Annotated in this window: 2 protein-coding genes and 1 pseudogene; all 3 read left to right on the forward strand. The window is 50.9% G+C overall.

The features are described from left to right. Window positions 1-156 precede the first annotated feature (156 nt). Window positions 157-405, forward strand: coding sequence for a hypothetical protein (locus tag CV944_RS16865; protein WP_100660192.1), 249 nt, complete (start codon window positions 157-159; stop codon window positions 403-405). Window positions 406-615: 210 nt separating this feature from the next. Then, window positions 616-1,410 carry a uroporphyrinogen-III synthase gene (locus tag CV944_RS16870; RefSeq protein WP_014195925.1) on the forward strand — a complete coding sequence of 265 codons (795 nt, stop codon included), beginning with the start codon at window positions 616-618 and terminating at the stop codon, window positions 1,408-1,410. A 171-nt stretch (window positions 1,411-1,581) separates the two neighbouring features. After that, window positions 1,582-1,683 (forward strand): annotated as a pseudogene (locus CV944_RS16875) (pyruvate synthase alpha chain); the annotation flags it as partial. Window positions 1,684-1,878 lie beyond the last annotated feature (195 nt).

The following is a 1,878-nucleotide window of genomic DNA, read 5'->3' on the forward strand; positions in this document are numbered from 1 at the left end:
AACGTCCTATTGAGCTGTTTGCGCCTACTCTTCATTATGGGAAGAAAAGGGGGATTTTCATGCCCGGGTGGAGAGCAAAAATTGCTCATGGAACTTTTCTGTCTTTTCCTTTTATAATCAATAAGTAGGAATGGGTGAGAAGGGGGAACAAGCGGAATGAACGAATTGTACCAACAACTTTCGGCGTGGATTGAAGAGAAGCAGCCGGTGCGCGTGCAAACGGAGCAGGGGGAGGCGGTCGTGCTGCCGGTCAAGCTGTATCAGGACACGCGCAAACTGTTTGTTTACAACCGGCAAATGCGGCTGATGAACATCCCGCTCGATCGGATCATTTCCGTCGAGCCGACGCGCATCATCGGTTCCTTTGACCGTCGGGGAGAAGAGGCCATGGTACATACTCGTTGAACGGAGGGCACGCGTCTTTGGGCGCGTGTTTTTTTGATGGTGGTCGGCTGTTTCTGCCTGCGGTCTGTTCTGTTGCGCTGGGCGCTATACCCAATGAAGGCGGCATTCGCGTTGCGATGTGCCAGGGAGCGGAATGGTTTTTTGTTGCATAGGCAAAGACCATCTTTTAGAATGGAAAGGACGAACGACTGACCATAAGGGGGAAGGGACATGCATGGCAAACGGATTGCCTTATGCGCGTCACGCAAACTGGACGAAATGACAACGCTTATTGAAAAGCAAGGAGGAACGGCCATCATTCGTCCGGCGCAAGGGACCGTCTTTTCAAAGGGAAGCGAACTGGGAGAGGAAATGCGAACCGTCATCGCCATGCGGCCGGACTGGATCGTATTTACGACGGGAATCGGCTTTGAGGCGCTGTTGGAAGCGGCCGACCGGGAGGGAATGGCTGCTCAATGGCATCGAACGATCAAGGAAGCGAACGTGGCTGCCCGCGGCTATAAAACGGTGACGGCGTTGAAACAAATCGGCGTCACCCCGGTGGCCGCAAGCGAGGACGGGACGACGAAAGGGTTGATTGCTGCTCTTTATGGGCACGACTTTGCGGAAAAAAACGTTGTTGTACAGCTGTACGGCGATACCGCGCCAGCCTTGAAGCAGTTTTTTCTTGAACAAGGCGCTTTGTATACGGAATTGTTGCCATACCGGCATATCGCTCCGGATGAGGAGACACTGGCGACATTGTATAAAGAAATCGTCGGGCGCGAAGTCGATGCCGTCTGTTTTACATCGGCGATGCAAGTCCGCTTTTTCTTTTCGTTCGCCCGCGAGAAAAAAGAGATCGCACCGCTGCTTGACGCGTTTCGCACCGATGTCGTGGCCTGCGCCGTTGGCAAAGTGACAAAAGAAGCATTGGAAGAAGAGGGAGTCGATCGCGTCATCGCCCCGGAACATGAGCGGATGGGAGCGATGATTGTGACGCTTGCCCGTTATTTTCAACAATAAGCCCTGTTGAGGGTTGTTTTATATCAATTGTCCAACCTGCTATATAAGAGATCATCTTTTTGTTAAATGTTTTATATTATGTGTTTCATCAAAAATGCTAAACTGTTTATTTTTTGTCACAGTTTTTCGAACATTTTCCGCTTATAATAAAACTGGGGATGTATTTTTCATATGAAAGGGCGGGGTGAGCATGAAACGAAGCTCATTCCAGCAGATGGCGAGCACGGTTCGGCGGGGATTTGCTACGGCGCGTCGCTCATGGGGGCGAGCGTGCTGTTTTTTTTTTGCGCTTGCCTGTCGGCGGTGTGATATGACTCACAACGATGGAGATGCTGCACACAGTATAATGGAAACAACGGACGGATCATAAAAAGGAGCATTCCCGTTAGGAGCTTTTCCGGGGACTTGATCAAAAAAAGCCCTCTTGGTATGATGCAGGGGTGTCAAACAATACCTACCATCATGCCA

Source organism: Geobacillus sp. WSUCF-018B (genome assembly GCF_002809985.1).
Classification (GTDB): domain Bacteria; phylum Bacillota; class Bacilli; order Bacillales; family Anoxybacillaceae; genus Geobacillus; species Geobacillus thermophilus.